Annotated in this window: 29 protein-coding genes; 19 read left to right on the forward strand and 10 right to left on the reverse strand. The window is 71.0% G+C overall.

Going from position 1 to position 23,104, the window contains the following annotated elements; all coding sequences use genetic code 11:
* The first annotated feature begins 6 nt into the window (after nucleotides 1-6).
* A complete protein-coding gene (locus V3W46_RS10260) occupies nucleotides 7-609 on the forward strand; it encodes a TetR/AcrR family transcriptional regulator (RefSeq protein WP_331783011.1) in 603 nt (200 codons plus the stop codon).
* A gap of 148 nt (nucleotides 610-757) precedes the next feature.
* Here V3W46_RS10260 and V3W46_RS10265 read toward each other — a convergent pair whose 3' ends face one another.
* Nucleotides 758-1,738: a GlxA family transcriptional regulator gene (locus tag V3W46_RS10265; protein ID WP_331783012.1), complete on the reverse strand. Its 981-nt coding sequence runs from the start codon at nucleotides 1,736-1,738 to the stop codon at nucleotides 758-760.
* Nucleotides 1,739-1,892: 154 nt separating this feature from the next.
* Here V3W46_RS10265 and V3W46_RS10270 point away from each other — a divergent pair, with 154 nt between their 5' ends.
* Nucleotides 1,893-2,252 (forward strand): hypothetical protein, encoded by a 360-nt coding sequence (locus tag V3W46_RS10270; protein ID WP_331783013.1) that lies wholly within the window; start codon nucleotides 1,893-1,895, stop codon nucleotides 2,250-2,252.
* Between the two features lie 139 nt (nucleotides 2,253-2,391).
* Here V3W46_RS10270 and V3W46_RS10275 read toward each other — a convergent pair whose 3' ends face one another.
* Nucleotides 2,392-2,700 (reverse strand): DUF7882 family protein, encoded by a 309-nt coding sequence (locus V3W46_RS10275; protein ID WP_331783014.1) that lies wholly within the window; start codon nucleotides 2,698-2,700, stop codon nucleotides 2,392-2,394.
* A gap of 75 nt (nucleotides 2,701-2,775) precedes the next feature.
* Between V3W46_RS10275 and V3W46_RS10280 the strand changes: the two genes are divergently transcribed.
* From V3W46_RS10280 to V3W46_RS10290, 3 genes are read left to right on the forward strand one after another with little or no spacing between them, the layout of a single operon-like run.
* A complete protein-coding gene (locus V3W46_RS10280) occupies nucleotides 2,776-3,783 on the forward strand; it encodes a diacylglycerol/lipid kinase family protein (protein WP_331783015.1) in 1,008 nt (335 codons plus the stop codon).
* Entirely contained in the window at nucleotides 3,780-5,363 is a 1,584-nt protein-coding gene (locus V3W46_RS10285; protein WP_331783016.1) for a GMC oxidoreductase, read from the forward strand. The genes V3W46_RS10280 and V3W46_RS10285 overlap by 4 nt, the downstream gene beginning before the upstream one ends.
* A gap of 18 nt (nucleotides 5,364-5,381) precedes the next feature.
* Entirely contained in the window at nucleotides 5,382-6,425 is a 1,044-nt protein-coding gene (locus V3W46_RS10290) for an NAD(P)-dependent alcohol dehydrogenase (protein WP_331783017.1), read from the forward strand.
* A gap of 50 nt (nucleotides 6,426-6,475) precedes the next feature.
* Here the strand turns inward: V3W46_RS10290 and V3W46_RS10295 are convergent, their stop codons facing one another.
* Nucleotides 6,476-7,294: an ABC transporter ATP-binding protein gene (locus V3W46_RS10295; protein WP_331783018.1), complete on the reverse strand. Its 819-nt coding sequence runs from the start codon at nucleotides 7,292-7,294 to the stop codon at nucleotides 6,476-6,478.
* Between the two features lie 102 nt (nucleotides 7,295-7,396).
* Here V3W46_RS10295 and V3W46_RS10300 point away from each other — a divergent pair, with 102 nt between their 5' ends.
* From V3W46_RS10300 to V3W46_RS10310, 3 genes are all read left to right on the forward strand, one after another.
* A complete protein-coding gene (locus V3W46_RS10300; RefSeq protein ID WP_331783019.1) occupies nucleotides 7,397-8,701 on the forward strand; it encodes a choice-of-anchor G family protein in 1,305 nt (434 codons plus the stop codon).
* Nucleotides 8,702-8,894: 193 nt separating this feature from the next.
* Complete coding sequence (locus V3W46_RS10305) at nucleotides 8,895-9,356, forward strand: DUF1772 domain-containing protein (protein ID WP_331783020.1); 462 nt, start codon at nucleotides 8,895-8,897, stop codon at nucleotides 9,354-9,356.
* A gap of 34 nt (nucleotides 9,357-9,390) precedes the next feature.
* Nucleotides 9,391-9,759, forward strand: coding sequence for an MmcQ/YjbR family DNA-binding protein (locus tag V3W46_RS10310; RefSeq protein ID WP_331783021.1), 369 nt, complete (start codon nucleotides 9,391-9,393; stop codon nucleotides 9,757-9,759).
* A 107-nt stretch (nucleotides 9,760-9,866) separates the two neighbouring features.
* Here the strand turns inward: V3W46_RS10310 and V3W46_RS10315 are convergent, their stop codons facing one another.
* A complete protein-coding gene (locus tag V3W46_RS10315; protein ID WP_331783022.1) occupies nucleotides 9,867-10,520 on the reverse strand; it encodes a DNA-3-methyladenine glycosylase family protein in 654 nt (217 codons plus the stop codon).
* A gap of 86 nt (nucleotides 10,521-10,606) precedes the next feature.
* On the opposite strand from V3W46_RS10315, the gene V3W46_RS10320 reads away from it, so the two are divergent.
* From V3W46_RS10320 to V3W46_RS10335, 4 genes are all read left to right on the forward strand, one after another.
* Nucleotides 10,607-11,641, forward strand: a complete 1,035-nt coding sequence (locus V3W46_RS10320; RefSeq protein WP_331783023.1) for an aldo/keto reductase — start codon at nucleotides 10,607-10,609, stop codon at nucleotides 11,639-11,641.
* An 81-nt stretch (nucleotides 11,642-11,722) separates the two neighbouring features.
* Nucleotides 11,723-12,682 (forward strand): DMT family transporter, encoded by a 960-nt coding sequence (locus V3W46_RS10325; protein ID WP_331783024.1) that lies wholly within the window; start codon nucleotides 11,723-11,725, stop codon nucleotides 12,680-12,682.
* 35 nt (nucleotides 12,683-12,717) lie between these two features.
* Complete coding sequence (locus V3W46_RS10330; RefSeq protein WP_331783025.1) at nucleotides 12,718-13,479, forward strand: SDR family NAD(P)-dependent oxidoreductase; 762 nt, start codon at nucleotides 12,718-12,720, stop codon at nucleotides 13,477-13,479.
* 57 nt (nucleotides 13,480-13,536) lie between these two features.
* The gene (locus V3W46_RS10335; protein WP_331783026.1) at nucleotides 13,537-13,887 is read left to right on the forward strand and encodes a LysR family transcriptional regulator; all 351 of its coding nucleotides are present in this window, start codon (nucleotides 13,537-13,539) and stop codon (nucleotides 13,885-13,887) included.
* 157 nt (nucleotides 13,888-14,044) lie between these two features.
* Here V3W46_RS10335 and V3W46_RS10340 read toward each other — a convergent pair whose 3' ends face one another.
* The gene (locus tag V3W46_RS10340; RefSeq protein ID WP_331783027.1) at nucleotides 14,045-14,410 is read right to left on the reverse strand and encodes a VOC family protein; all 366 of its coding nucleotides are present in this window, start codon (nucleotides 14,408-14,410) and stop codon (nucleotides 14,045-14,047) included.
* 74 nt (nucleotides 14,411-14,484) lie between these two features.
* On the opposite strand from V3W46_RS10340, the gene V3W46_RS10345 reads away from it, so the two are divergent.
* From V3W46_RS10345 to V3W46_RS10355, 3 genes are read left to right on the forward strand one after another with little or no spacing between them, the layout of a single operon-like run.
* Nucleotides 14,485-14,919, forward strand: a complete 435-nt coding sequence (locus V3W46_RS10345) for a hypothetical protein (protein ID WP_331783028.1) — start codon at nucleotides 14,485-14,487, stop codon at nucleotides 14,917-14,919.
* Nucleotides 14,910-15,179 (forward strand): GNAT family N-acetyltransferase, encoded by a 270-nt coding sequence (locus V3W46_RS10350; protein WP_331783029.1) that lies wholly within the window; start codon nucleotides 14,910-14,912, stop codon nucleotides 15,177-15,179. The genes V3W46_RS10345 and V3W46_RS10350 overlap by 10 nt, the downstream gene beginning before the upstream one ends.
* Nucleotides 15,180-15,188: 9 nt before the next feature.
* Nucleotides 15,189-15,458: a hypothetical protein gene (locus tag V3W46_RS10355; RefSeq protein WP_331783030.1), complete on the forward strand. Its 270-nt coding sequence runs from the start codon at nucleotides 15,189-15,191 to the stop codon at nucleotides 15,456-15,458.
* A gap of 19 nt (nucleotides 15,459-15,477) precedes the next feature.
* Here V3W46_RS10355 and V3W46_RS10360 read toward each other — a convergent pair whose 3' ends face one another.
* Both V3W46_RS10360 and V3W46_RS10365 read right to left on the reverse strand, forming a co-directional pair.
* Nucleotides 15,478-16,635 (reverse strand): S1C family serine protease, encoded by a 1,158-nt coding sequence (locus tag V3W46_RS10360; protein ID WP_331783031.1) that lies wholly within the window; start codon nucleotides 16,633-16,635, stop codon nucleotides 15,478-15,480.
* A 133-nt stretch (nucleotides 16,636-16,768) separates the two neighbouring features.
* Entirely contained in the window at nucleotides 16,769-17,281 is a 513-nt protein-coding gene (locus tag V3W46_RS10365; RefSeq protein WP_331783032.1) for a hypothetical protein, read from the reverse strand.
* A gap of 134 nt (nucleotides 17,282-17,415) precedes the next feature.
* On the opposite strand from V3W46_RS10365, the gene V3W46_RS10370 reads away from it, so the two are divergent.
* Together V3W46_RS10370 and V3W46_RS10375 are read left to right on the forward strand one after the other, a co-directional pair.
* Nucleotides 17,416-18,237, forward strand: a complete 822-nt coding sequence (locus tag V3W46_RS10370; protein ID WP_331783033.1) for a GAF domain-containing protein — start codon at nucleotides 17,416-17,418, stop codon at nucleotides 18,235-18,237.
* Between the two features lie 10 nt (nucleotides 18,238-18,247).
* Complete coding sequence (locus V3W46_RS10375; protein ID WP_331783034.1) at nucleotides 18,248-18,424, forward strand: hypothetical protein; 177 nt, start codon at nucleotides 18,248-18,250, stop codon at nucleotides 18,422-18,424.
* A gap of 248 nt (nucleotides 18,425-18,672) precedes the next feature.
* Here the strand turns inward: V3W46_RS10375 and V3W46_RS10380 are convergent, their stop codons facing one another.
* Both V3W46_RS10380 and V3W46_RS10385 read right to left on the reverse strand, forming a co-directional pair.
* A complete protein-coding gene (locus tag V3W46_RS10380; RefSeq protein ID WP_331783035.1) occupies nucleotides 18,673-19,029 on the reverse strand; it encodes a VOC family protein in 357 nt (118 codons plus the stop codon).
* Nucleotides 19,030-19,170: 141 nt separating this feature from the next.
* A complete protein-coding gene (locus V3W46_RS10385) occupies nucleotides 19,171-20,226 on the reverse strand; it encodes a WcbI family polysaccharide biosynthesis putative acetyltransferase (RefSeq protein ID WP_331783036.1) in 1,056 nt (351 codons plus the stop codon).
* Between the two features lie 129 nt (nucleotides 20,227-20,355).
* Between V3W46_RS10385 and V3W46_RS10390 the strand changes: the two genes are divergently transcribed.
* Nucleotides 20,356-20,922 (forward strand): ribonuclease H family protein, encoded by a 567-nt coding sequence (locus V3W46_RS10390; RefSeq protein WP_443069968.1) that lies wholly within the window; start codon nucleotides 20,356-20,358, stop codon nucleotides 20,920-20,922.
* Nucleotides 20,923-20,967: 45 nt separating this feature from the next.
* Here V3W46_RS10390 and V3W46_RS10395 read toward each other — a convergent pair whose 3' ends face one another.
* Entirely contained in the window at nucleotides 20,968-22,470 is a 1,503-nt protein-coding gene (locus tag V3W46_RS10395; protein WP_331783037.1) for a CoA transferase, read from the reverse strand.
* A gap of 185 nt (nucleotides 22,471-22,655) precedes the next feature.
* Between V3W46_RS10395 and V3W46_RS10400 the strand changes: the two genes are divergently transcribed.
* Nucleotides 22,656-23,027, forward strand: a complete 372-nt coding sequence (locus tag V3W46_RS10400) for a hypothetical protein (RefSeq protein WP_331783038.1) — start codon at nucleotides 22,656-22,658, stop codon at nucleotides 23,025-23,027.
* Nucleotides 23,028-23,104: the final 77 nt, after the last annotated feature.

Raw genomic sequence — 23,104 nt, forward strand, 5'->3', positions numbered from 1 at the left:
GGACGCATGGGTAGAAAACGGCGCTTCGACGAAGAATCGCTTCTCGACTGCGCTCAAGAGAGGTTCTGGGTGCAGGGGTACGACCAGACGTCGATCGACGACATCTCGCGGTGCTCCGGGGTCGGCAATGGCAGCATCTACGCGGCCTACGGCAACAAGCTCGGCCTGTTCCTCGCGGTGTTCAACCGCTACTGCAACGGCCGGGTCGAGCTCGTGTCGAACGTGGTCGACGCGCACGTCGGCACCTTCGAGGCCGCGGTGGCCAACTACCTCGACGAGATCGTCGCCGAGTGCACCTCGTACCCCGACCGTCGCGGCTGCCTCATGCTGAACAGCCTGGCCGAGCTCGGCACCCGGTTTCCCGACGTCGTCGCCGTCGGATCGGCCACCGTCACCGGGATGGAGCGCGTACTCGCCCGCCGCGTCGAGAAGAGCGTCGAGGCCGGCGAGATCACCCTCGCGCCCGACGCCATCGAGCCGCTGGGGGCGCACATCGTGCTCGTCTCGCAGGGGCTCATCCAGCTCAGCCGGTTCGGCGTCGGCGTCGAACGCCTGCAGTCGATTGCGGCCACGTCGAGCCGCATGTCGGCGCTGCTCAGCGCCGCCTGAGCATCCGTCGCCTGAGCATCCGTCGCCTGAGCATTCCGCCGCGTGAGCATCCGTCGCCTGAGCATCCGTCGCCCGAGCATCCGTCGCCCGCGCGCCCGCCGCGCCCGCGCCCGCGACCTCGACCGCACCCCGCCGAACGGATGCCCGGTCAGGCCGTCGGCGCGCACCTGGTGGTCTGGAACCGGCGCTGGTACTCCGACGGTGTGATGCCGAGCTTGGCCGTGAACGCGCGCCGCAGCGCGGCGGGCGTGCTGAAGCCCGACTCCGCCGACGCCCGCGCCACCGACGCCCCCGCCTCGAGCTGCCCCGTCGCAAGATCGAGCCTCATCGAGTTGACGTACTCGAGCGGGCTCATCTCGAGCTCGTCACGCACGATACGGGTGAGGTGTCGCTTGCTCACGTTCGCATGGGCGGCCAGATCGCTGAGCGTGCAGGGCCTCGTCGGGTCGGCGTTGACGTAGTCGGCGACGGCCCGCGCCACCGGTGTGCGTGGCGCAGCCGAGCGCAGCGAGGCCGAGAACTGCGACTGCCCGCCCGATCGCTGCATGTAGACCAGCAGCAGCTGGGCGACGCTGCGCGCCACATCGGCCCCGTGGTCTTCTTCGACCAGCGCGAGGGCGAGATCGATGCCGGCGGCGACTCCCGCAGACGTGTAGATGTCGCCGTCTCGAACGAAGATCGAGTCGGGCTCGACGTCGATGGTCGGGTACAGCCGCGCGAGCAGGGGCGCGAACTTCCAGTGCGTCGTAGCGGCCCGGTGGTCGAGCAAGCCCGCCGCCGCGAGCGCGAAGGCGCCGCTGCAGATCGACGCCATGCGCCGGGTTCGGGTGCTGAGCAGACGCACCGAATCGAGAATGGCCCCGTCTTCGTACACGCGCGGCGCGACCTCGCTGCCGGGCACGATCACCGTGTCGAAGTCGCCTGCGTCGGCCGCGGCCATGTGCACCCCGATGCGCACCCCCATCGACGTGGTGACATCGGCGCCGTCGGCCGAGAGCAGCACGAGCTCGTAGCCACCGCCGCGCTGGTTCGCCTCGACGAACACCTCGCCCGGGCCGACGAAGTCGAGCGTCTTGACCTGGTCGAAGAGGAGGATTCCGATTCGCGCGATCGAACGGGTTGTGCGCATTCTTGAATACTGCCTCCATTATCCTCCCGACACAACCGAGCCGACACTCCTCGCGGCCGTCGCCGACACCCCGGCTTATACCTCTTCGAGTGGGGCGGAGCCAACTGGTCAGAGCCGAGTATGGCTTTCGGGCAGCGTCTGGTTCACTGTGATGATGAGAGAGCTGCATTACGGGTCGGGCGTCATCACTGTCAGCTTCGACGTGTGCTCAGCCGTCTTCGACTACACCGTCGCTCTGGCCAATGCCGGCGTGACCGACCGCATCACGGTTCCGGTGATGAACAACGGCAGGCGGGGGTTTTCGAACCTGCTGCTCGGCCCGCAGACGCAGCTGTACTGCACCGCGACCGTCGGTGACGAACATCTGGATGCCCGCCCCGACGCCGAAGAGATCGATCTCGACGACGCAGAACTGGTCGCCGCCCTCGTGCTGAAGACGGCCGCGCTGAACCACAGCGTGCCCCTGGCCGCGTCGAACGGCGACCTCACCGAGACGCTCGCCGACCTGGACTGACCCGGCACGCACGCCGATGCGGCCGGGGGGTCAGAGCGCGCACAGCTCACCACCGGCAGCGCGGCCGACGTGGCCGACGGGTCAGACGGCTTACTACTCGCCGTCGATTCGCACGGCGGATGTCGAGCGCGGGCGTGCGTCAGGCCTGCGGCACCAACTCGGGCACCAGCTCGAGGCCGCCGGCGCTGTTCGCCCGGCTCATCAGCCGCTCGACCCACTCACGGTTGAGCGGAACACGCTTCGACCCGTGAAAGGTGAACTCGAGGTGCATCTGCGGGTGCATCCACAGCGTCGTGTGACCGCTGCCCATCTCGTTCGACCGCTCCCAGCTGAACGAGAAGCTCTCGCTGCGACGCAGCTTCGCGAGGATGACGGCCTGCAGGTGGGCCAGGTCGCGGTCGTCGATGGTGATCGGCTTCGCGGCCGGCCCATACGTCAGTGTGCCCATGACACGAGAGTATCAGCCGGGCATGACGACTCGCGGCCCATCGTCGGCACCTGAGGGCGCCTCTAAGATGAGCGCATGACCGACGACCCGCCGAAAGTCGCAGCCGTGGTGTACAACCCGGTCAAGGTCGACCTGCCGCGCCTGCGCGAGGCGGTCGAGAGCGAGGCCGCCTCGGCGGGCTGGGGGGCGCCGCTCTGGTTCGAGACGACGGTCGACGACGGCGGCCAGGGCATGACCCGCCGGGCCCTCGACGCGAAGGTCGACGTGGTGATCGCGGCCGGCGGCGACGGCACGGTGCGCTGCGTGGCCGAGGGGATGCGCGGCAGCGCCACCCCGCTCGCGCTGCTGCCCAGCGGCACGGGCAACCTGCTGGCGCGCAACCTGAAGCTGACGCTGAACGACCTGCCCGGCTCGGTACGGTCGGCGTTCACCGGGGTCGACCGCGACATCGATCTCGGCGTCATCGACATCGAACGCGAAGACGCCGGCCGCGACCGGCACGTCTTCGTGGTGATGGCGGGCATGGGCATCGACGCGAAGATGATCGAGAACACCAACGACGACCTGAAGAAGAAGGCCGGCTGGGTGGCCTACATCGGTGCCGTGGTCGTCTCGATGCGCGACCGCAGCGAGCTGCACCTGCGCTACAGCCTCGACGGCGGCCGGTCGAAGCGGCGCACCGTGAACACGCTCATCATCGGCAACTGCGGGTCGCTGCCGGGCAACATCCTGCTGATGCCCGATGCCGTCGTCGACGACGGGCTGTTCGACGTGCTGCTGATGCGGCCGAGGGGGGTGTTCGGCTGGCCCCGGGTGTACGCGCGGGTCGCCTGGATCAACCGCATCTCCCGGCGCAAGGCGGGCGCATCGACCGCCGGCGAGAGCCGCCCCGACGACGAGCTGCGCTACAAGACGGGCACGACACTGGTCGCCCGCCTGCGGCAGCCGGCCCAGATCGAGCTCGACGGCGACTCGTTCGGCGCCGCGGCCGCCTTCAGCGCACGCCTCGAGCCCGGCGGCCTGAAGCTGCGGGTGCCTGCCCCGGCGGCGGGCGTGGCGCCGGCGGCGGCGACCTCCTCGTGACGGCGCGGCCGTACGACGTGCTCATCGTCGGCAGCGGAATCATGGGCGCCGGAGTGGCGCGCGCCATCCGCGACGCCGACCCGCACGCGCGCATCGTGATGGTCGAGGCTGCCCCGGTGATCGGCAGCGTGCCCGGCCAGCACCTGCACGATTCGGCCGAGCCCGAGATCTGGGCGCGCTACAACGCGAGCGTGTCGTCGGGCGTGCAGGCCCTCTACGTGGGCGCCGAGAGCACGCCCGACATCGGCGACACGGTGGTGGGCGCGGCGCCCGGCATCTACAGTCTCGGGTCGTTCGGCGAGAACGCCGCCGAGCTGCCGGGCAGCGCCGTGGCCTGGAACGCGGGCGGCATGGGTGTGCACTGGACGGCGGCGACGCCCTGGCCCTCCGGCTCCGAGGTGTTCGCAGGCGGGGGTCAGGGCGTCGGATCGGCCGCCGCGGCCGGCGTCGCCGGAGACGAACAGGCCGCCACCGGATCGGCCGCCGCGCGACAGTGGCAGGCCGACCTCGACCGTGCGCGCGAGCTGCTGCACGTCAACCCGAACCCGTACGGCACCAGCGCGGCCGGCGCGGTGGTGCTGCGCCGGCTCGACGAAGCCTTCGCGGCCGTCAGCGCCGACGGCCGGCACGTTCAACCCATGCCGATGGCGATCAACCGCGTCTCCGCCGGCCACCTCTGGCGCACCGGGCCCAACCGCATCTTCGAGCCTCTGGGCACCGGCGACGACGACGACTTCACGCTGCTCACCGAGACGGTGTGCCTGCGAGTGATGCACGACGACGGCCGGGCGGTCGGGGCCGAGGTGCGCGACCTCGCCACGGGCGACGCCCGCGTGATCGAGGCGCGCGCGGTCGTGCTGTGCGCCGACGCCCTCAGAACGCCGCAGCTGCTGTGGGCATCCGCGATTCGGCCGCCGGCGCTGGGCCACCACCTCAACGAGCACGCCTTTCTCAGCGGCCGGGTCATCGTCGACCATGAGGGGCTCGGCATCGACCTCGCCGAGATACCGATGCCGCGCGACGGCGAATGGTTCTGCGGCTCGTACTGGCTGCCGGCCAACGGGCCGGGGCAGCCATTCCACGGGCAGATCATGGACTCGCCCATCATCGACGACGCCGGCACAACCGTCGGCTACTCGGTGGGGCTGTCGTGGTATGTGCCCACCGAGACGCGCGCCGACAACCGCCTCGAGTTCTCTGACACCGAACTCGACCCCGCGGGGCTGCCGCGCATGACCGTGCACTTCTCGTACAGCCCCGCCGACCTCGCCCTGATTCAGGATGCCCGGGCCAGCCAGGCACGCGCAGCCACCCGGCTCGGCGCCTTCGACCCCGCGCTCGACGCCGCGCTGCTGGCGCCCGGTTCGTCGCTGCACTACACCGGCACCGTGCGCATGGGCGAGACCGACGACGGCACGAGCGTCTGCGACACCGGCGCTAGAATCTGGGGGTACGACAATCTCTTCGTGGCCGGCAATGGTGTTGTGCCCACGGCCCTCGCCTGCAACTCGACGCTCACGGCCATGATCACGGCCGTTCGAGCCGCACGATCTGTGCTCGCGGTGCTCGCGGCAGCCTGACTCACCCCCAGGAGAACCATGCTCACCGTCAACGCCTATGCCGCCACGTCGGCCACCGATCCGCTGGTGAAGACCACGATCGAGCGCCGCGACCTCGGCCCGACCGACGTGCTCATCGAGATCGCGTACTCGGGCATCTGCCACTCCGACATCCACACGGTTCGCGGCGAGTGGGGCGACATCGCCTACCCGCAGGTCGTGGGTCACGAGATCGTCGGCGTCGTCACCGAGGTCGGCTCCGACGTGACGCTGCACCAGGTCGGTGACCGCGTCGGCGTCGGCTGCATGGTGAACTCGTGCCGCGAGTGCGAGAACTGCCTCGCCGGCGAAGAGAACTACTGCCTGAAGGGCAACACCGGAACGTACACCGCCGTCGACCGCGACGGCACCATCACCCAGGGCGGCTACTCGACCCACATCGTGGTCGTCGAAGACTTCGTTCTGCGGGTACCCGAATCGATCGCCTTCGAGAAGGCGGCGCCGCTGCTCTGCGCCGGCATCACCACCTACTCGCCGCTCGCCCACTGGGGCGCGGGGCCCGGCACGAAGGTCGCCGTCGTGGGCATGGGCGGGCTCGGCCACATGGCCGTGAAGATCGCCCACGCCATGGGCGCCGAGGTCACCGTTCTGTCGCAGACCCTCAGCAAGAAAGACGACGGCCTGCGGCTCGGCGCCGACCACTACTACGCCACCGGCGACACGTCGACGTTCACCGACCTGCAGAACTCGTTCGACCTCATCGTCAACACGGTGAGCGCGCAGATCGACATCAACGCCTACCTGAAGCTGCTGCGCCTCGACGGCACGCTGGTCAGCGTCGGGGCCCCGCCCGAGGCGCTGCCGGTCGGCGTCTTCACGCTGTTCGGCAACCGGCGGTCGTTCGCCGGGTCGAGCATCGGCGGAATCCGCGAGACGCAGCAGATGCTCGACTTCTGCGCCGAGCACGGCATCGCCCCCGAGACCGAGCTCATCTCGGCCGACCAGATCAACGAGGCGTACGAGCGGGTGCTGGCGTCAGACGTGCGGTACCGCTTCGTGATCGACATCGCCACGCTGGCGTAGCGGCAGGCGGCGGGCGGCGGGCGTCGGGGTCTCAGCGGTCGTGCCGCCGATCATCCGCGGGCCCGCGTCTCACGCCGCCGCGCCCGGGCGAACCAGCGCTCGTCGTCGTGCCCCACGTCGATGGGATGCTCGAACGCCGCCGACACCGCCTCGCTCGTGATCACGTCGTGCGCCCGGCCGCACGCCACCACGGCCCCGTGCGCGATCAGCAGGGCATGGGTGGTGGTGCGCGGAAGCTCCTCGAGGTGATGCGTGACGAGAATCGACGCCACGTCGGGGTGCGTCTGGTCGAGAGTGTCGATGGTCTCGAGCAGCTGTTCGCGGGCCGCCACATCGAGCCCGGTCGACGGCTCGTCGAGCAGCAGCAGCTTCGGCTGCGAGATGAGGGCCCGGGCGACCAGCGATCGGCCGCGTTCGCCCTGCGACAGCGTCGGCCAGCGCTCGAACCGCTTGCCCGCGAGTCCCACCGTCTCGATCAGGGTGTCGGCGGCCTCGATGTCGGCGGCGCTCGGCTCCCAGCGCAGGGGCAGCTCGACCGTTCCCGTGATTCCGGTGAGCACCACCTCGCGAATGGTCAGCGCCGACTGCAGCGGATGCCTCGGGTTCACATGCCCGATACGACGCCGCAGCGCCAGCAGCTCCGTTCGCCCGAGCTGCTCGCCGAAGAGGCGCACCGTGCCCGACGTGGGGTGGGTGACCGCCCCGCAGAAGCCGAGGATGGTGCTCTTTCCGGCCCCGTTCGGCCCGAGCAGCGCCCAGTGCTCACCGCTGTCGACCGTGAACGTCACCCGGTCGAGAATCTGCTTGTGCTGGCGCACGAACGTGACGCCCTCGAGGTCGACGACGTGTTCGCGGTGTTCGGGTTCCATCCCTCCAACCCTAACGTCGCACTTTTTTCATGACGTTTTCTCATTAATAGGCTAACCTTCGTGCTGACCCCTCATGTTCCGGGGCAGAAATGGTGGAATCACGTGAAGATCTCGAAGACCCGCGCCCCCGGCGCGACCGCACCGTCGCGGCTGCCCCGCCGACGACTGCTGTGCACGACCGTGGCGTTCGGCACCGCCGCACTCATCGCCGTGCCCGCGTCGGCCATGGCCCAGGGCGCCCCGACCGACGTCGTCTCGCAGGCGAACGGAAGGCTCGTGTCGGCCTCTGTGCTGAGCGGCAGCCTGCTCGACAGCCTGATCACGCTGAAGGGCGCGACTGCTGTGAACACGGATGCCCGGGGTGACGTCATCGTCGACACACCGGTCGACGCCTCCGCCGTGGCCGGTCTCGTCAACCTGAAGGTCGGTACGACCAACCTGCCCGTGTTCGGCGACGCGGGCATCATCCGGCTCGGCGGAGTTGGCCAATTCGGCCGAGCCAACGACGACGGGTCGTCTGCTGCGTTCTCGGGCACCGTGTCGGCGGCGCCCAGCCTGATCGGCGTCAACACCGTGACCGCCGGCCCCGCGGTCGGGTCTCCGTCTAACGGCAGCAGCGCAGAGCTGAAGGTCGGCACAGCCGCCCTTCTCGGCGGGCCAGATCTGGTGAACCTCGACGCCACCATCGGCGTGCTCGCCGCGTCGGCCCGCGAAGACACGTCGGGCGCTCAGACGGGCCAATACCGACTCACCGACCTGGGCATCGGCGTGGGTGGCACGCTCGTCGCCGCCCCGACCGACACGCTGCACACGGCCGTCGATTCGCTGATCACCGCGCTCGCCGCGGCCGGCGCCACCGGCCTCACTAACCCGTTCGCAGCAGACGGCCGCATCACGCTCACGCTCGCCGACCTGCAGGCGGCGGGTCTCGGCTCCGACCTCGACACCCTGCCGGCCGACACTGACCTGCTGAGCTACGTTCCGCGGGCCGTTGTACTGAAGATCACCGCGCTGACGAATGCCCTGCTGGCCCAGGCCGCGACCGTGGTCGCTGCGCTCCCCGGCCCGTCGCAGCCCGCAGCCCTCGCCGCCCTGGCGATTGCGCACAACCTCATCGACCCCGTCATCTCGGCCTTGGGCGGAGTGCTCGAGGGCCCGCTCGGCGCAGCCGTCGACGCCGTCGCCCAGCTCGACGTGAACCACCAGACCACGGCGAACGGAACCTTCACCGAGACTGCCCTTCGAGTCGGTCTGGGCGCCGACGGTTCCCTCGCCTCGGTCGACCTCGCGAGCGCCTCGGTCGGCCCCAACGGCGGCCCCTCCGTCGTCACGCCGCCGACCACACCGCCCACCACCCCTCCGACGACAAAGCCCAGCCAGCCCACCCTCCCCCGCGTAGCGGGCTGACTCCCCCCGGTCGCACGCTGACTCCTCTGGGCAGCGGGCTTTTCCGGTCGCACGTTGACTCCTCCGGGCAGCGGGCCGACTCTCCCGCGTCGAGGGCTGATCGGCCCGCCCGCCCGTAGCGAGGGCGGCGAGGCCGGCGCTCTCGGCGCTGGGGGTGGGTAGGCTGCTTGCGAGAGATCGGCGAAGGGGCAGCGTGGGCGTCAGCATCATTCAGGTCGTGGGGCTCGTGCTCGTGGGGCTCCTGGCCGGCGAAGAGTTGATCGTGCGATGGGGAGTGCAGCCCGCGCTCGCCTCGCTCGACGACCGTTCACACGTCGCGGCGCGCGTCGCCCTCGTGAAGCGGCTGAAGGTCGTCGTTCCGGTTCTCATGGTGCCCGCTGTTCTGGTGTCGATCGCCGTGCTGATCGTGACAGGGGGCGCCCCCGGGCTGGGCTGGCGGGTGGCCGGGATGATCGCCCTGGTGGCGTTCGTCCTCATCTCGTTCCTCGGCACGGTGCCCATCAACATCACGGTCAACGACTGGAACATCGACAACCCCCCAGCAGACTGGAAGGCGGTCGTGCAGCGCTGGCAGACCATCGACGTCTTCCGGTCGTCTGCCGCGATCGTGGCGTTCATCTGCTTCGCCGTCGCCGTCGGGGTGCAGCTGCCCTGATGCCGCCGGCGCCCGAGTCGGGCATGCTGGGGGGATGGAGAGACAGGCACTGGCGGCGCTGGCGCTGCGGGTGGCGGCGGGGCTGCCTGCGGCGACGCAGGGGCAGCCTTTCGGGGAGGGCACCGAGGTGTTCAAGGTGGTCGGCAAGGTGTTCGCCCTCGTCAACACGCAGTCGAACCCTGCGTGCGTCACCCTGAAGTGTGCACCGCCGCACGCCCGCGCGCTGGTCGAGCAGTATGCGGGGGTCATCCCGGGCTACCACATGAACAAGCAGCACTGGATCTCGATCACCGCTGACGACTCCGCCGACGAGACGCTGGTCGAAGACCTGATCGGCAACTCGTACGACATCGTGGTCGGGCTACTGCCCCGCGACCGGCGCCCACTCGACACCGCCGAGTAGGAGGCGGCGCTCCGCCGATCCCGCTGCGCCGATTCCGCTCCGCCGATCCCGCTCCGCCGATTCCGCTCCGCCGATCCCGCTCCGCCGATCCCGCTTCGCCGAACCCGCTACGCCGAATCGGCGACGGCGCTCGCCGTGCTGCCGCCGTACAGCTCAGCCGCCCGCCAGCAGTACCACGACAGCACACTGCGGTAGGGGCGGTACGCCTCGCCGAGCACGAGCAACTGCTTCTCGGTCGGCGTCGGCACCCGCCACGCCAGCCCGTACCCCTTTCTGATGCCGAGGTCGCCGCCCGGCAGCACGTCGGGCCGGCCGAGGTGGATCATCAGGAAGACCTCAGAGGTCCACCGCCCGATGCCGCGCACGGTGATCCGCCTCGCAACGACCTCTTCGTCGGTCAGGCGGGCGAGAACGTCGTCGTCGAGCGGAACCGACCCGTCGAGCGCCTTCGCCGTGAGGTCGAGCATCGACGCTGCCTTCGCAGCCGACAGCCCCACCGCCCGCAGCTCGTCTGGCGAGAACGCAGCGAGTCGCTCGGGCACGACATCGCCGTCGAGCAGCGCCACCAGGCGACCATGGATGGCGTGCGCCGCCGCTCCGGCGAGCTGCTGGTACGTGATCGCCCGCACCAGGGCAGCGTAGTTCGACTCGGTCGGTGCGTCGAACGTGATCGGGCCCGTCTCGGCGGCGAGCGCCGCGATGACAGGGTCACGCGCCACGAGCGCCGCCGTCGCCGCGGTGTACCTGTTCGACGCGATCATCCGAGCCTCCGGCGTGTGCCGCACCCGCCCACGCCCTCCGGGGTGAGAGCGCGAGAGCGCGGGAGTGTTAGTGAGAGAGTAGTCGGGTGAACCCCGCAACGCACCGCGCCCGCCTCGGCCTCGGGCTGGCCGCCATCGGTCGTCCGGCCTACATCACCGAGGGCCGCGACACCGACCTCGGTGCCGGGGCGGCGCGGTCTGTCGAGGTGATGCGCGCGCGGGCCCATGCGCTGCTCGACGAGGCCTGGGCGCTCGGCGTTCGGTACGTCGACGCGGCGCGATCGTACGGGCTGGCCGAACAGTTTCTGGGCTCGTGGCTCGCCGAGCATCCGGGTCGCCGGGCCGACCTCACCGTAGGCTCGAAATGGGGCTACGAGTACCTCGGCGACTGGCAGCTGAATGCCGAGACGCAGGAGCGCAAGCAGCATTCGGTGCGGATGCTCGACCGGCAGTGGCCCGAGACGCTGACGGCGCTCGGCGGGGCTCCCGACGTGTACCTCATCCATTCGCTCACGCCCGACAGCCCCGCGCTCGGCGACGCCGCCCTGCTCGACCGTCTGCGCGAGCTGGCGTCGGGCGGCACACGGCTGGGCTTCTCGACCAGCGGACCCAGCCAGGGCGCGGTCATCGACGCGGTGCTCGCGCTGCCCGACTCGCCGTTCGGGGCGGTGCAGACCACCTGGAACCTGCTCGAGCCATCGGCCGCCCCCGCTCTCGCCCGGGCGCACGACGCCGGCTGGTTCGTGGTGATCAAGGAGGCGCTCGCGAACGGCCGCCTGACCACCCGCGGCGCCGCGGGCTCCTCAGATGATGGCGACGCCGACAGCCCGGCCGGCGCGGCCACCGCCGGTGAGCCGGATGCCCGCGCCTTCGCCGCTCGCCAGAACCGCCCCCTCGAGGCCCTCGCCCTCGACGTCGCCGCCGCCCAGCCCTGGGCCGACGTGGTGCTGACGGGCGCCGTGACCCCCGCGCAGCTGCGCGAGAACGTCGCCGGCCTGGCACCGAGCGCCGCGGCCCAGGATGAAGCCGCCGCGGCCGCCCTCACTGGGCCCGCCGCGGCCGCCCTCGCCGAGCCCCCGGAGCTGTACTGGGCGAAACGCGGCGCCCGCGCCTGGCGGTAGCCGCACGACGCAACGACGTCAACCCGCCGCGCCACGCGCCCAGATGGTCGGCCCCCGGCCCGTGACACGTTACGTTGGAGTGTGGCCGTTGATCTCATCGCTCTGTCGCCGACGCAATCGCTCGGCGTACCGATAGCGCTGATCGGCGCCGTCTTTCTCGCCTTCGGGGCCGAATACCAGCACCGCGGCGTGAACAAGGTCGACGCGGCCAGCGAGAACAACGCCAAGTCGGGCCTCAACATCGGGCAGCTCGTGGCGCTCGTGAAGCGTCCGTCGTGGCTGCTCGGCACCTGCCTGATCGTTCTGGCCATCATCTGCCAGCTGACCAGCCTCTATCTTGCTCCCCTGACGGTGGTGCAACCGCTGGGTGCGATCGCCCTCGTCATCACGGCCATCCTGAACGCCCGCTCGACGAAGATGAAGCTGACGGCCGCGAGCATCCGCGCCATCGCGTTCTGTGTACTCGGCATCGCGATCTTCGTCACCATCGCCTCGCTCACCACGAGCACCGTGCCCATCGGCAACGAGCAGCTCGTCGTCGTGCTCATCGTGCTCGCCGTCGTGCTCGCTCTTCTGCTGGTCGGGTTCATTCTGTTCCGGCACCGGTCGCGCGGCATCTTCTACATCTTCGGCGGCGGCATTCTCTTCGGCTTCGTCGCCACCCTCGCCAAGCTCATCATCGAGCGCGTCACCAGCATCATCGAAGACGGGTTCAGGCTCGTTCCGGGCGACGGCCTCACCATCGTCTGCCTGCTCGGCATCATCGTCGCCGGCCTGCTCGGAACCTACTTCGTGCAGACGGCCTACTCCACGGGCCCGCCCGACCTCGTCGTGGCCGGCCTCACGGTCATCGACCCGATCGTCGGCGTCACCATCGGCATCGTCGTGCTGGGCGAGGCGTCGTCGGCCCCGTGGTGGGCCGCGGTCGCCTTCGTGCTGGCGGGCATCCTCGCCGTCTACGGCGTGACCCAGCTCGCCAGGCGGGCTCCCGTCGTCGTGCCCGACGAGCACGCCCCGCACGACGCCCCGGTCACCGACTAGCGCGCCCTCGCCCCCCCCGATCGGCGGATGCCCGCATGAAGAACGTTCTCGTCACCGGTGCCTCACGCGGAATCGGCCGCGCGATCGCCACCGCCTTCGCGGCCGACGGCTACCGCGTGGCCGTGCACTACGCATCCAGCCGGCCCGACGCCGCCGCGACCCTCGACGCGCTGCCGGGTGACGGCCACGTGCTCGTCTCGGGCGACCTCGCCGACCCTCAGCAGGCCCGTGCCATCGCCGAGACGGCGGCCGACCGGCTCGGGGTCGTCGGCACCCTGGTGAACAATGCGGCCGTGGCGCCGTCGGCGGCGAACATCCACCGCGTCGCCGACGCGTCGTACGACGAGTGGCAGGCCGCCTGGCGCGAGACGATCGACGTGAACCTGCTGGGCGCGTCGAACATCACCTACTGCGTCGCCCGCGCCCTCATCGCGTCGGGCGAGCCGGGCACGATCGTCAACGTCGGCTCGCGCGGAGCGTTCAAGGGCGAGCCCGACTACCCCGCCTACGGTGCGAGCAAGGCCGCGCTGCACGCCTTCGGCCAGTCGATGGCGATCGCGCTGGCGCCGCACGCCATCGGCGTGGCGTCGGTCGCCCCGGGGTTCGTCTCGACCGAGCGCCAGGCCGACAAGCTCGGCGGGGCCCACGGTGACGCCATTCGCGACCAGAGCCCCTTCGGTCGCGTCGGCACGCCCGAGGAGGTCGCTGCGGCGGTGCTGTTCCTCGCATCGCCGGGCGCGCAGTGGGCGTCGGGCAGCATTCTCGACCTGAACGGCGCCTCGTACCTGCGCTCCTGAGCTGGGTCACCCACGGCCTGCCGCGTGCCCGCCACTGATCAGTGGTCTACTTGACGCATGGCCTCCCACGATCTCACCCTGCACTTCATGGCCGCCGCCGAGCAGCTGCACTTCGCCCACGCGGCGCGCTCGCAGGGCGTCTCCCGTGCCACCTTGGTCGCCTCGGTGAAGGAGCTCGAGGCCGAACTCGGCTACCCCCTGTTCGACTATTCGGCCGCGACGACGACCCTGACCCCCGCCGGCGAGGCCTTGCAGGCCTCCACGAAGATCCAATGGGCGAAGTCGGCCGCCGCGGCCGCCGCCGACGTTCCCCCGCCCGGCGGCAAGGCCAAAGCCTCCAAGGGGAAGGGCCGCGCCCCCGCCGTCAAGGGTGCCCCGCGCACGGGCAAGCGCCGCCAGTCGCGCTGAGCCACCCCGTCGGCCCGCCCACTATCTGGCACCACTGCCGCCACCCCGCTGCCGCCGCCACGCGAGCCCGCCGCCACCCCGCTTTGCGCAGAAGCACCGTTTCGGGCGCCATAGCGACCATCTGCGCCAAACGGATCGGAGCGGGGCGAGGCATGCGTCAGTCAGAGGGCTTTATCAGGCAGAACGGATGCCCGACCGGGTCGAGGTACACCCGAAAGGTCGTATCGCCCGAACCCGTGGCCGTCGCCCCGATGGCCAGAACCTGCTGCTCCCCCGCGTCGAGGTCGTCGACCTTCACGTCGAGGTGCATCTGCTGTGGAACATCCTGACCCGGCCATTCGGGCGCCCGGTACCCGTCGACGCGCTGGAACGCGACGATCGGCCGGGCATCCCCCGCCCCGACGAGCTCGACCCAGTCATCGTCGCGTGAGGCCACCGTCATGCCGAGCAGCTCGGCGTAGAACTCACTGAGCGCCTTCGGGTCGGGGCAGTCGAGAACGATGACGTCAAGGGTACCGATCATGCCCACAGTGTAGGTCGACCGACCTGCCCGCACCAGAGCCGCCCCGGCTTCGCCGATCGCGGCACACTGGTCGTATGACGGAGGCAGCACACCCGCCCGGCGCGCAGCCCCAGGTGAGGATCGAGCCCGCCGCCGCGGCCAGCTGGCCGGCGGTCGAGCACGCGTTCACGGGCGGCGGCGACGGTGCCGGCTGCTGGTGCCAGTGGTTCGTGCTGCCGAGCCGGGAGTTCTCGGCGAGCGGTGCAGCGCAGCTTCGCGGCCTGCTGCGCCAGGAGGTCGAGGGCGGGCATCCTCTCCCGGCCGACACGGCTCCCGCCGGGCATCCACCCACCCCCGACACGGCCACCGCCGGGCATCCGCTCTCGCCGGGCCTCATCGCCTTCGTCGACGGCGTGGCCGCAGGCTGGGTTCGGGTCGGGCCGCGAGCGCCGCTGAAACGCCTGATGAACTCGCGCGTCGTCAAGACAGGCAGCCCCGAGCCGGCCGACGATCCCGACGTGTGGGCGTAACCTGCCTGATCGTGCGGCGCGAGTCGAGGGGGCGGGGGCTAGCGTCGGAGCTCGTCGCCCGCGCCGTGCGCTACGCAACTGCGAACGGCGCCCGCGTCATCGAGGCCTATCCGATCGACACCGCCCAGCGAAGGGCGTCGGCGAACGAACTCTACGTCGGCTCGGTTCGCCTTCTCGCCCAGCACGGCTTCACCGAGGCATCCCGCCCCCTCGGAGCACGCGTCGTCATGACGCTTGCCCCAGCCCGGCCGCAGGCATAGTGTGCCGTCATGACTGATCAGGATGCAGAGCCCACCCTCGACGACATCGAACTGCCCGAGACGGGTGAGGCTACCTTCTGGCGCGACGGCGTGCAGCACACCATCCGCGCCGACGGCTCCGAAGACGCCGAACCCACCTGGGCGCTGCACGCCGAGGAGGCCCTCATCGCCCACATCAGCCGCCGCGAAGGCAAGTGGATCGGCGCCAACATCGAGCCCTCCCGCCAGGTCGAGTCCGACTCCGACTGGCGCCAGGTCGTCATCGACGTCACCGACTGAGCCCGGCCGGCGAGCGGCGCTACAGCACGCCGCGGGCGTCGAGTTCGCGGGGAACGGTGACCGCGTCGACCAGAGCGCCGTTGCGCCATACGGTCACCTCGACAGCGCGGTCGATGGCGTCTTCGACCATCATCGCCTGGATGGCCGTCGTGGTGTTGACGGTGCGTCCGCCGATCTCAACGACGATGTCGCCCCGCTTGATTCCCGCCTCGTCGGCCGGGCTGCCCGCCGAAACACCGGCGACCTGGATGCCCGTGCGCGAGCCGATGCGTTCGGCGAGCCGCGGCTCCAACGTGATCTGGGCCCCGGCGATTCCGAGCCAGGCGCGACGCACGCGGCCGCTCCGGATGAGCGCGTCGATGATTCGGCGGGTCGTGGCGTTGATCGGCACGGCCAGTCCGAGGCCGATGCCCGCCACGGCGGTGTTGACCCCGATCATCCGCCCTCGGCTGTCAGCCAGCACACCGCCGCTGTTGCCGGGGTTGAGCGACGCGTCGGTCTGGATCACCTCGTCGACCACCCGACCGGCCTGAGTCGGCAGAGACCGCCCGAGCGCCGACACGATGCCCGCCGTCACGCTGCCCGAAAGCCCGCGCGGATTGCCGAGCGCCACCACGAGCTGGCCGACCCGCAGGCGCGGGGCGTCGCCGAACGTGACCGGGCGCGGCACCTCGTCGCTGGCGTGCAGCACCGCCAGGTCGGAGAGCGGATCGCGCCCCACCACCTCGGCAGCGACGATGCGCCCGTCGGCGAACGCGGCCTCGACGGCCACCGCCCCCTCGACCACGTGGGCGCTCGTCAGCAGGTAGCCTCCGGTGGTTCTCACGCGATCGCCCGGCGGGCGGGAGTCGCCAGTTGTGCGCGAGTCGCCAGCCGCGCCGGCTTCGCCAGCCGCGCCGAAGTCGCCAGCCGCGCCGAAGTCGGGAGCCAGGCGGGCGCCGCCAGCCGCGCCGAAGTGGCCAGCCGCGCCGGAGTCCTCAGCCGCGCGGGCGACGCTGGCCGCCCGCGCGTCGATGACGCTGGCGCTGCCGAGCCCGCCGCCGCGCGCTGTTCGCACCGACACGCTGGCCACGCTCGGCAGCACAGACTCCGCCACCGACATCACCGTGCGCGAGTACGCATCGAGTGCTGCGTCGTCGTCGACCGGACTCGTTCCATCGCCTGAGTCGTACATCATGAGTGCCTCAGCACTGGCGCCTCGGCCTTTATGCCCGTGTTCGCGCAGGGCGAGCATCCGCCAGCCGAGCGGCGCGGCGTCGCACGTCGGCCGACCACAGGCACGCGGCCGGGCGCAGGGCGCGGGGCGCGGCTCAGCGGGCGCTGCCGATCACCTCGTCAGACACCTCGCGCAAGAAGATCTCGGCCGTCCTCGGCCCCACGCCCTTCAACTCGAGCAAGGTCGCCTTCAGGGCAGCGCGCGACTCGGCGTTCTTCACCAGCTCGCTCACCGAACCGTGCTCTGACACGATCGTGCGCATCACGTCGTGCAGTTCATCCGTCATCACGTAGTCGATGCGCGCGTAGTGCCCCTCGTCGAGCAGCGCCCGCAGCCCCTCGCGGTCGTACTCGGCGAACCGCGCCGGGCTGGTGAGTCTGTGGTCGATCAGCACCTTCCACGTGTCGGCCGCCACGCTCTGCTGCACTGGGCGCCCGAACAGCAGACTGGCGAGAAACCAGCCGTAGAGCTGGTCGGCCCCGCCCGACGCCGGGTCGAGCCCCAGATCATGCGCCGTCATGTTCGCCATGCTCGCCTCCGCCTCACGTTGCGCCGCCGACCGCGCCATCGACTCTGCCGCCGTCTCTCCGTTGCGGTGTCTCAACACCACACCCATTTTCCCGCGCACGAGGCACTGACGACAGCCCGGGCCGCCCCGGCTGCGGAAGCGAGCAAGGCGGGCGGCGGGCGAGACGAGGCACACCACGCGGCAGCGTCAGTGGTGCTCGGTAGCATCAGAAGATGACCAGCAGCAAACGATCACCGGCCTCGACGACAAGCGTCGTGCTGTCGGCCGCCGGGCCCCTGGTCGCGGCCGCCATCGGCGCGCCGCTCATCAGCCTGGCGCTGGGCCGCGGGCCGTTCTGGTGGCTGCTCGTTCCGGGGGCGCTGCTGGTGCTGGTGTCGATCGCGAGCCAGGTCAATCGTACGGTTCGCGACAGCCGCCGCACGCGCAGCCTCGAAGACGAACGCAGCGAGCTGCGCCGCAAGCTTCGGGATGCGCTGCGCCCCATCCCCGAACTCATCGCCCAGATGCCACCGCTGTCGTATGCTGCCCGTGCCGAACGGCTGCAGGGCATCGCCCAGGCGTCAGCGACCGCGCTCTACATGCTCGTGTCGCCGCACACCGACGATGTTCGGGCGAACGTGTACACGCTCGAATCCGAACCCGTCGACCAGATGGTGTGGCTGGCACATGTGGGGCGGGGCCAGACACCGGGGCCGTTCGTCGCCGGAACACCGCGAGGCGATGCGGCGCTGGCGTTCATCCAGCAGCTGCAGCCTGAATTCTACGACGACCTCTCGAAGCAGACCCCGCCGGGCTACGGCGGCACCATGTCTGACTACGAGACGTACATCGCCGTGCCCATCTGGACCGACCAGTCGCTCTACGGCATGGTCACCATCGACGCGCCGCTCGCCGGCAGCCTGACCGTCGGCGACCAGTACATGGTCGAACTCGTGGCCGAGCTGATGGCGGCGGCGTTCGAGGTGGCGAACGGCGAAGACCCGGCGCCCACCCGGGGCGGCGCGCACCTACCCAACGAACCTGTGACGGCGTAAAATGTTCGACATGCAGCAAGGGCGAGTGCGTAAGACCCCCACCGGGTACGGCGTCATCAAAGTGGATGCCCGCAAGCAGATCACGGTTCCGATCGTCGACGTGCCGAGCCTCGCGCAGACCACGCCCGCGCGGCGCGGCATCCTGAACCTCGGCGTCGCGACGCCGCGCATCGCGCCGGCCCAGTAGGACGAACGCGGAGCACGCGCGACCCGACGCACCCGTAAGCCGTGGCGCCGCGCACCGGCCCACGCCGGTCCAACGGGCCGCCTACCGAGCCCGCACGGCCTGGCCCACCCGCAAGCCTCCGCGCCGCGCACACCACCGCACCGCACTGCATCGCACCGCCCGCACCGCACCGCACCGCACCGCACCGCACCGCACCGGCCCGGCCCGGTGGGCCTGGTGCGATGCGCGACACGGCCACGTCCCGAGCGTCAGCTCGTGGGCGGGGTGTAGAACTGCAGGTCGTTGCCCTCCGAGTCTTTGAAGGGCACGATGCGGCCCCACTCGTGGTCGCTGATCTCGCCGGTGAACGTGACGCCCTTGCCTTTCAGCTCGGCGACTTCGTCTTCGATGTCGCCGTCGGGCTGGAAGCTGATGACAGCCCCGCCGTCGGAGTGCGGTGCCGCCTTCTCGCGCGCGTTCAGGCCGATCTTGACGCCGTTCGCGTCGACCTCGCTCCAGTCGTCGCCCTGCTCGTCGACGTCGAACCCGAGCGTCTCGCGGTAGAACGCGACCGCGCGGCCCATGTCTTCGACCGGAACCCACACTGCTGCCACTCCTGTAGCCATTTCGTCTCCTTACGTCTGCACGGCAGGGCTCTCGGGCCGGTGCCGTGCCGCCCGGCATCCGTTGCCGGGCGTGTCTTCGACGCTACGTTCGGCGCGGCCGGCCGGGCAGGCCTTGCGCTCGGCGACGAAAGGGTGTCTCGCTCAGCGCGCGGCGAACAGTCCCAGTTCGCGCAGGGTGCGCTCGTGGCGCACCAACCCGGCGTCGATGACCTCCGGATGCTCGGCATACCACTCGAGGTGGGCCCGCCGAACATCGGCGTCGGCCACGGGGGTTCCGCCGATCATCCACGCGGGCTCGACCTCGGCGTCGAGCTGGAACGCCTCGACGACGTCGAGCTCGCGCGGGGCGTGCACGGCGTCGAGTAACTCGCGCCCGGGGTCGACCGGCCGCTCGGCCAGACCGAGGCGGTGGCGCACGCGCGCGGCCGCCGCGCTCCACACCGCATTGCCGGGGTGGTTGATGGTGCGCATCAGGTCGAATGTCGGCCGGGCGAAGAGGTCGGAGATGACGACCGTGTCGTGGTGCCGCTCGCGCTTCTGCAGCTCGCCGATCGACGAGGCGGCGACGGCGCGGATGCGGTCGCGGCGCTCTGACGCCGAGGGGAGGTCGGGCGCCGAAGCGAGGTCGGGCGCCGAAGCGAGGCCGGGCGCCCGTGTCGGTGCACCTGGCGCACCCGCGGTGATTGGCGCCGACACGGCAATCGCCGGCGCACCTGCCGCGCGCCGTGACCGTGCGCGCCGTCGCATCCGCGCGCGGTGGGCTGCCATCAGCGTGCGGAGGTCATGGTACGCCGCCACCGGCGGAACCAGCCCGAGGTTGCCGGGAGGGCGAACGATGGCGTGAAAAGGGTAGAGTCCGGCGAACCGGATCACGGGCATCCGCACCACCCGCGCTCCCCCTGGCAGCGCCGCGGCGAGCTGGGCCGTGCCCACCGGCAGCCCGTGGTAGTTCTCGTGCACCGGCTGGCTGACCAGCACGTCGGCCCGGGCCAGCAGTCGCGCCAGGTGCGGCATGTCTTCCTGCTCGAGCTCGAACACCGGCGGAACCCGCACGGTGCGCAGGTCGGGCCCGTCGAGCATGAGGCGCAACGACTCGGCCTGGCAGTTTCCGAACACGACGGCGATGGGCGCGTCGTCGACCGGGGCCGCCGGGCGCACCCCGTAGAACTCTGCGTAGTGGGCGCGGCGGCCGGTCATCCGTGAACCCTTCGAGCGGTCGTTCTGCCGCTCGAGGTCGGCACCGTCTGCGCCTCAGTTTACGGCGACGGATGCCCGGCCGACCCACCCCGACCGACCCGCGACCGGCGACCCGGTACCCTTGACTCGATGACGATCACCGCTTCTGCCGACGGCTCGGCCCTCGGCAACCCCGGACCAGCAGGCTGGGCCTGGTACATCGACGACCGCACGTGGGGGGCCGGCGGCTGGCCGCACGGCACCAACAATATGGGCGAGCTGAAGGCGGTGCTCGAACTCTTCAGGGCCACGGCGCACGTCGACGACGACCTGCACATTCTGTGCGACAGCCAGTACGTCATCAACACGGTGACCAAGTGGATGCCCGGCTGGAAGCGCAAGGGCTGGCGCAAGGGCGACGGCAAACCCGTGATGAATCTCGACCTCATCAAAGAGATCGACGAGGCCATCGTCGGCCGCCGTTACCGCTTCGAATGGGTGAAGGGCCACGTCGGCCACGAGCTGAACGAGGCGGCGGATGCCCGAGCCCGTGCCGCGGCAGAGGCCTACGCCCGCGGCCGCACGCCCGACGCCGGGCCGGGGTACCCCGGTGGGCCGGCGCCGCTCGCCGATGGCGCGGGAGACTCGTCGGCGCCGGTTTCGCCGCCGGCGGTCACGGTGGTGGCCCCGAAGGCGACTGACATCCCGCTCTTCTAGACGCGACGCCTCCGGTACCGGTCAGTGGGCCGCCCCGGCGCGACGTCACCACCACGCCGGCGCATCGAGCCCCAGTTCGCGGGCGGGCGAGGCGGCCAGCGTCACACCCTCGATCGCGAACGGCGGCCGCAGCCGGCGCGCAGGGCCCCAGCCGGTCTCCTCCACCTCCGGCGCGCACAGCTCGGCGACCGCGAACGGGTCGTGGTCACCCTCCCCCGCACGGCCAAGCAGCAACTCCGCCGTGCGCGCCAGCGACAGCCGCGCCCCACGCCCGGCACCGGTCTCGCGGCGGTGCGCGAGCGCGCTGAGCGCCGCAGCGGCCATGAGATACCCGGTCGCGTGGTCGAGCGCCTGCACGGGAAGCGGCACTGGTCGGCCAGCGGATGCCCATCTCATCCCCGCGTGGGCGATGCCGGTGCTCATCTGCACGAGGCTGTCGAATCCGCGGCGGCCCGCGATCGGCGAGCTCCATCCGTAGGCGTCGAGCGAGATGTCGATGAGTCCGGGGCGCAGGCGCTGCCGCTCGTCTGACCCGAAACCGAGGCCGTCGAGGGCCCCCGCGCGATAGCCGTGCACGAGCACGTCGGCGCCCGCGAGCAGTGTCGTGAATGCGGCCCGGTCACGGGCATCCGTCAGGTCGAGGCGCGTGGTGCGCTTGCCGAGTGTGACCTCGGGAATGATCGCCTCGTTCCACCCCGGCGGATCGACCCGCAGCACGTCAGCGCCCAGCATCGCGAGAAACCGCGTGGCGATGGGCCCCGCCAGCACCCGCGTCAGGTCGAGCACCCGCACCCCCGCCAGCGGGCCGGGCGCCTCGCGGCCGCCGCTGGCCCCGCCGTTCGCGCCGTTCGTGGGCGCCCCGCGTCCGGCGCCGGCCACACCCCACGCGCCCGCCTCCTCGGTACCGTTGCGCCGGGCCGACCCCAGGTCGCTCCACTCGATGAGCGGCTCGGCGGCCACCGCTCTGCCGGGGGCACCGGATGCCCACTCCTGCCGCGAGCGCATGACCGCCGCGCATCCACCCGCCGCCACGACCGCCGCCTCGAGGTCGTTGCCGTTCCACGTGGCGACCGACGACACCACCGCAGCCGCCAGGGCGCTGTCGTCACCCTCGGTGCGCGGCATCGACAGTCCGAGCACCGCGAGCGCCGCCGCGCGGTGGTGCGGGGCGTTCGTGTGCAGCCGGATCCATCCGTCGAGGGTGCGGTAGTCGCCAGCGAGGGCGTCCCACGCCGAGGGAAGCTTCCACCCGATCGGCTCGAGGCTCGTGCCGAACCACGCCGACGCGAGCTGCCGGTTGACGGTCGCCCGCCGCGGTGCGGTGGGCGCCGTTCCTGCCGGGACTTCTCCTCTCTGTGCCCTGGTCGCTGCAGCCGTCTCGGCGAAGCGCGCCGCCGCGAGGGCCGCCGCGCTGACCGCCGCCGTGGCGAGCTCCGACACCGGATAAGCCGAAGGCAGGCCGCCGGCCGCCGCGATCACCAGGCCACGGGCATCCACCCCCGGCAGCACCGCAAGCATCTCGTCGAGCATGCTCGTCTCGGTTGTCATGGATGCCCCTCACTGTGCCGTCGTACATTCGCGCCGTCGTCTCACCACGGTTCGTGGTTCGTCATTCGTCGTCGTCGCGGCGCGGCGCGGGCGGTGCGGTGCTGGGCGGTGCGGTGCGGTGCGGTGCGTCGACGTTTCACCCTCGTACCTGCGCCTCCACCCCGTCAAGCGGGTTACCGTTGATCATGCCCACCTGGTTCTGGTCGCGAGGCAGGAAGCCCGAACCCGACGCGCCCGAATACTGCGCCACGATCATCCTGTACCAGGCCATCTCGAAGCTCGATGCCCTCGCCGTGATCTCGCTCGCGGTCGACCACCCCGTCGAGAACGCCAGGCAGGGGCGTCCGCTGATTCCGCTCGCCACCGGCGCCTGGGTCGAGGTCGAGCTGCCGAAGCTCGGCGAGCCGCCGCCCCTAGCGATCGACGTCTACAGCACTGTCAGCACCGACCAGGCGCGCCTCGAGGCGCTCACCCTCATCGCCGCCCTGCGCCGCCAGACCGCCTGGACCCTGCGCCCCGACTTCGGCCCATCCGACGACGACGCCTTACCAGACTGAAGTATTCTCAGTGAATGTGTCACGAACCATGGTGTCAATTAGGTTCTTGTGGGTGCCGCCTTGAATCACAGTTGATT

Origin of the sequence: Subtercola sp. YIM 133946 (genome assembly GCF_036553535.1) — a bacterium.
Lineage (GTDB): Bacteria > Actinomycetota > Actinomycetes > Actinomycetales > Microbacteriaceae > Subtercola.

Coding starts and splice junctions, on each gene's coding strand:
- V3W46_RS10260 (WP_331783011.1), top strand. CDS start 7: ATGGGTAGAAAACGGCGCTTCGACGAAGAATCGCTTCTCGACTGCGCT.
- V3W46_RS10265 (WP_331783012.1), bottom strand. CDS start 1,738: ATGCGCACAACCCGTTCGATCGCGCGAATCGGAATCCTCCTCTTCGAC.
- V3W46_RS10270 (WP_331783013.1), top strand. CDS start 1,893: ATGAGAGAGCTGCATTACGGGTCGGGCGTCATCACTGTCAGCTTCGAC.
- V3W46_RS10275 (WP_331783014.1), bottom strand. CDS start 2,700: ATGGGCACACTGACGTATGGGCCGGCCGCGAAGCCGATCACCATCGAC.
- V3W46_RS10280 (WP_331783015.1), top strand. CDS start 2,776: ATGACCGACGACCCGCCGAAAGTCGCAGCCGTGGTGTACAACCCGGTC.
- V3W46_RS10290 (WP_331783017.1), top strand. CDS start 5,382: ATGCTCACCGTCAACGCCTATGCCGCCACGTCGGCCACCGATCCGCTG.
- V3W46_RS10295 (WP_331783018.1), bottom strand. CDS start 7,294: ATGGAACCCGAACACCGCGAACACGTCGTCGACCTCGAGGGCGTCACG.
- V3W46_RS10310 (WP_331783021.1), top strand. CDS start 9,391: ATGGAGAGACAGGCACTGGCGGCGCTGGCGCTGCGGGTGGCGGCGGGG.
- V3W46_RS10315 (WP_331783022.1), bottom strand. CDS start 10,520: ATGATCGCGTCGAACAGGTACACCGCGGCGACGGCGGCGCTCGTGGCG.
- V3W46_RS10330 (WP_331783025.1), top strand. CDS start 12,718: ATGAAGAACGTTCTCGTCACCGGTGCCTCACGCGGAATCGGCCGCGCG.
- V3W46_RS10335 (WP_331783026.1), top strand. CDS start 13,537: ATGGCCTCCCACGATCTCACCCTGCACTTCATGGCCGCCGCCGAGCAG.
- V3W46_RS10340 (WP_331783027.1), bottom strand. CDS start 14,410: ATGATCGGTACCCTTGACGTCATCGTTCTCGACTGCCCCGACCCGAAG.
- V3W46_RS10345 (WP_331783028.1), top strand. CDS start 14,485: ATGACGGAGGCAGCACACCCGCCCGGCGCGCAGCCCCAGGTGAGGATC.
- V3W46_RS10355 (WP_331783030.1), top strand. CDS start 15,189: ATGACTGATCAGGATGCAGAGCCCACCCTCGACGACATCGAACTGCCC.
- V3W46_RS10360 (WP_331783031.1), bottom strand. CDS start 16,635: ATGATGTACGACTCAGGCGATGGAACGAGTCCGGTCGACGACGACGCA.
- V3W46_RS10370 (WP_331783033.1), top strand. CDS start 17,416: ATGACCAGCAGCAAACGATCACCGGCCTCGACGACAAGCGTCGTGCTG.
- V3W46_RS10375 (WP_331783034.1), top strand. CDS start 18,248: ATGCAGCAAGGGCGAGTGCGTAAGACCCCCACCGGGTACGGCGTCATC.
- V3W46_RS10380 (WP_331783035.1), bottom strand. CDS start 19,029: ATGGCTACAGGAGTGGCAGCAGTGTGGGTTCCGGTCGAAGACATGGGC.
- V3W46_RS10385 (WP_331783036.1), bottom strand. CDS start 20,226: ATGACCGGCCGCCGCGCCCACTACGCAGAGTTCTACGGGGTGCGCCCG.
- V3W46_RS10390 (WP_443069968.1), top strand. CDS start 20,356: ATGACGATCACCGCTTCTGCCGACGGCTCGGCCCTCGGCAACCCCGGA.
- V3W46_RS10395 (WP_331783037.1), bottom strand. CDS start 22,470: ATGACAACCGAGACGAGCATGCTCGACGAGATGCTTGCGGTGCTGCCG.
- V3W46_RS10400 (WP_331783038.1), top strand. CDS start 22,656: ATGCCCACCTGGTTCTGGTCGCGAGGCAGGAAGCCCGAACCCGACGCG.